The organism is Schnuerera sp., from assembly GCF_035459645.1.
GTDB lineage: Bacteria > Bacillota > Clostridia > Tissierellales > Tepidimicrobiaceae > Schnuerera.
Map to the genome: position 1 here is coordinate 1 of NZ_DATHXO010000499.1, position 4194 is coordinate 4194.

The 4194-nt window shown below is 29.5% G+C and carries 4 protein-coding genes; all 4 read left to right on the forward strand.

The genetic code is table 11. From position 1 onward, the window contains the following. On the forward strand, window positions 1–411 hold a 411-nt coding region (locus VK998_RS11690), incomplete at its 5' end, for an undecaprenyl-diphosphate phosphatase (protein WP_325228526.1). 48 nt (window positions 412–459) lie between these two features. Next, complete coding sequence (locus tag VK998_RS11695) at window positions 460–2595, forward strand: FtsK/SpoIIIE family DNA translocase (RefSeq protein ID WP_414713607.1); 2136 nt, start codon at window positions 460–462, stop codon at window positions 2593–2595. A 3-nt stretch (window positions 2596–2598) separates the two neighbouring features. Further along, window positions 2599–3927: a 30S ribosomal protein S12 methylthiotransferase RimO gene (gene rimO, locus VK998_RS11700; RefSeq protein ID WP_325228529.1), complete on the forward strand. Its 1329-nt coding sequence runs from the start codon at window positions 2599–2601 to the stop codon at window positions 3925–3927. Window positions 3928–3977: 50 nt separating this feature from the next. Then, window positions 3978–4151 carry a CDP-alcohol phosphatidyltransferase family protein gene (locus tag VK998_RS11705; RefSeq protein WP_325228531.1) on the forward strand — a complete coding sequence of 58 codons (174 nt, stop codon included), beginning with the start codon at window positions 3978–3980 and terminating at the stop codon, window positions 4149–4151. Window positions 4152–4194 lie beyond the last annotated feature (43 nt).

Sequence of the window (4194 nt, forward strand, 5' to 3'; positions counted from 1 at the left end):
AAAAGAAGTTATGAAAATAAAAATGTTAAAAAAATGAGTATTATGGATAGTATTATTATAGGGGTCTTTCAAGGTATAGCTATTATCCCTGGCATTTCTAGATCTGGTTCTACTATTGTTTCTGGTTTATTTAGAGGACTAAACAGATCCTTAGCAACAGAATTTTCATTTTTATTAGCTTTACCTGCTACCTTAGGAGCTGGCCTTTTAGGTATTAGGAAAGCCATGAAAACCAATAGTGAAGTAGCCTTCACTATGCCATTATTAATAGGTGTTTTATTATCAACTATTGTTGGAGTCATTGCAATAAAAATATTAATTAAAATGCTTAAAAAAGATAAACTATATTATTTTTCTTATTATTTATGGTTAGTTGGATTATTAACGATAATTTTGTCCATTTTAAAATAAATATATTTTAATTTTATATGAAAATTTGTTCAAGAGGTGGTGATCTTCTTGAGTAAAAAGAAGAAAAAGAAAAACATTGAAATTACAAGAGAAATTACAGGTATTATCATAATATCCTTCGGAATTTTATCCTCTATAAGTTTAATCAGCGATAAAACAGGTATTATAGGGGTTTTTTTGCGTAGTATATTCTTTACGCTTATGGGATTTGGAGGTTATATATTCCCCATAATTATTATTGCTATAGGATTATTGTTTGTAATAAATAGATTTGATATCAATAAAGATATAAAGTCTATTTATTTATTGATTTTGTTTTTTTGTTTTTTAACCTTAATAGATGTTAAAGCTCAAACAGGTGTAAAATTCTCTACCAAAATCGCTAATTCTATAGAATTAAGTAAACAAGGGTTAGGTGGAGGGTTTATCGGTACAGCTTTTGGATTTGTTTTTTTGAAATTGTTTGGTTCCGTAGGTACATATATTATTATTGCTTTTATTGTTTTAATATCTGTATTACTTTTTACTGAAATACGAATTAAAGATTTTATTAAAAAAATAAAGTTTAAAAAAAGAAACATTGCTAACTTAAAAACAAATACTAATAAAGAAAAAACTATTAAAAATAAGAAAAAGGGCAACTTAAATAAAGAAATAATAATACATGACCACACGAAGAACGATAAAAATATTATAAAATCAGATAATATAATTGATGATGAAATGCCAATACTTACAAATAAAAGTGCAATAGAAAATTATACTTTACCTCCTTTAGAGCTATTGGATAATATAGAAAAAAAACAAGATCCCTATAATAAAAAAGAAATACTAAATAATGCAACAAAAATTGAAGAAACTATGAAGAATTTTGGAATTGATGCTAACATAGCTCAAATTAATAAAGGGCCATCTATTACTTGTTATGAATTACAACCTGCTCCAGGTGTTAAAGTTAGTAGAATTGTAAATTTATCAGACGACTTAGCATTAAATTTAGCAACGTCTGATATTAGAATTGAAGCACCAATACCCGGTAAAGCAGCAGTAGGTATTGAGGTTCCAAATCGTATAAAAGATAATGTAGGATTAAAAGAAATATTACAATCTAGTGAGTATATGTCCATAAATAGTAATTTGCCTTTATTATTAGGGAAAGATATATCTGGAAAACCTATTATTTCAAGCATAGATAAGATGCCTCATTTATTAATTGCTGGTGCTACTGGTTCAGGAAAGAGTGTTTGCATCAACACTATTATTATGAGTATACTTTTTAAAGCTCATCCTGATGAAGTAAAACTTTTACTCATTGATCCTAAAGTAGTAGAACTAAGTATATATAATGGAATACCTCATTTGTTAATACCAGTAGTAACTGAACCTAGAAAAGCAGCTTCTGCACTAAACTGGGCTGTTGAAGAGATGGAAAGGAGATATAAGCTATTTGCCAAAAATAATGTGAGGGATATAAAAGCTTATAATGAAAAATTTGAAAATATAAAGGATGATAAATTATCAAATATAGTAATTGTTATTGATGAGCTAGCAGATTTAATGATGGTAGCTGCACAAGAAATAGAGGATTTTATATGTAGATTAGCCCAAATGGCGAGAGCTGCGGGTATATACTTAATCGTGGCAACTCAGAGGCCTTCTGTTGATGTAATAACAGGTACTATCAAGGCCAACATACCCTCAAGAATATCTTTCGCTGTATCGTCTCAGGTAGACTCTAGAACTATACTAGATATGACTGGTGCTGAGAAATTATTAGGAAAAGGAGATATGCTTTTTTATCCTTCAAATTTATCTAAACCAATTCGTATCCAAGGAGCTTTTATTAGCGATATGGAAGTTGAAAAAGTTGTAAGCTTTTTAAAAGAACAAAATTTAACTGAATATGATGGGGAGGTTATTGAAACCATACAGAAAGAAGTTCAATTAGATAATGTTTTAGGTGAACGTGATGAATTACTATCAGATGCAGCTTACCTAGTAACCCAGGAAGGACAGGCTTCTATATCTTTACTTCAAAGAAAGTTGAGAGTAGGATATGCAAGGGCTGCTAGAATAGTTGATGAAATGGAAGAATTAGGTATTGTTGGTGGCCATGAAGGAAGCAAACCTAGAAAAGTGCTTGTATCAAAAGATGAAGTAGATTCTTTGTTTGGGGAGAGATGATGAATGAAAAAAATGAATGTTTCCATTATAACATTGGGTTGTTCAAAAAATGAAATTGATTCTGAATTGATGATGGGTGTTTTAAAAGATAATAATTATCTAATAACTAACTCATTAAAAGAAGCAGATATTATTGTAATAAATACATGCGGATTTATAAAGGCTGCTAAAGAAGAATCCATAGAGACAATTTGGGAAATAACTAGATATAAAACAGAAGGTAGATGTAAATATTTAATAATTGCCGGATGTCTAGCTGAAAGATATTCTAAAGAACTCTTAGAAGAAATCGATGAAATTGATGGTATAATAGGTACAGGTAATATAAAAGACATTGTAGATATAATTAATGAATTAGAAAAAGGTAAAAATAAAATTAAATTAACACAAAATATAAATGAAAATTATTTAGAAGAAATTGAGAGACAGAATTTTAGACCTACTGAATATGTGAAAATATCAGAAGGTTGCAATAATTTTTGTACTTACTGTATTATACCTAAATTAAGAGGTAAACACAGAAGCAGGAAAATGGAGGATATTGTTAGTGAAGTTGAATTTTTAGTTGATAATGGTGTTAAAGAAATTATATTAATTGGCCAAAATACTACTGACTATGGCATAGATCTATATGGAGATTACAAATTGAATGAATTGTTGGATAATCTAAATAATATAGAAAGACTCAAATGGATTAGGTTACTTTATTTATATCCTGATAATATTTCTACGAAATTAATATCGTCTATTAAAAACAATGATAAAGTAGTAAAATACTTAGATATCCCTTTACAACATGTTAACAACCATATACTAAAAAAGATGAATCGAAAAACTTCAAAAAAAGATATTAAAAATCTATTAACATTACTACGTAGCGAAATACCAAATATTATATTAAGAACTACTTTTATTGTAGGCTTCCCAGGCGAGAGTGATGACAATTTTAATGAGTTATATGAATTTATCGAAAATATAAAATTTGATAAATTGGGAATATTTATCTATTCCAGAGAGGAAGGAACTCTTGCAAATAGCTTTAAAAATCAAATTGATGAAGAAACTAAAGAATACAGAAAAGATATGATAATGAAGCTACAACAGAGTATTTCATATTCTTTAAACAAGAAAAAAATTGGCAATACTTATGAAACTATAGTAGAAGATATTTATGAGGATGGATTATATCTAGGTAGAACCTATATGGATAGTCCTGATATAGATGGAATTGTATATATTAAATCAAAGATACCTCTTAAAAAAGGCCAATTCGTCCATGTATTAATTACTGATAGCTTAGAATATGATTTGATTGGAGAGATTGTAGAATGAATTTAGCAAATAAAATTACCCTGTTGAGAGTACTTATGATTCCTATATTTATGATAGTTCTTTTTTCCAACTTCAATAACAGTAATTATATTGCTGCTTTAATTTTTGCCATTGCCTCTGCCACTGATGGATTAGATGGTTATATAGCCAGAAGGCGCGGGTGCCGGTGGGCGTCACCGTGCTGGGCGGCATGCTGGCGGCAACGCTGGTCGGGCTCTTCGTGATCCCCAACCTCTACGCCGTGGCGGCGCATCTGGCCGAATGGCG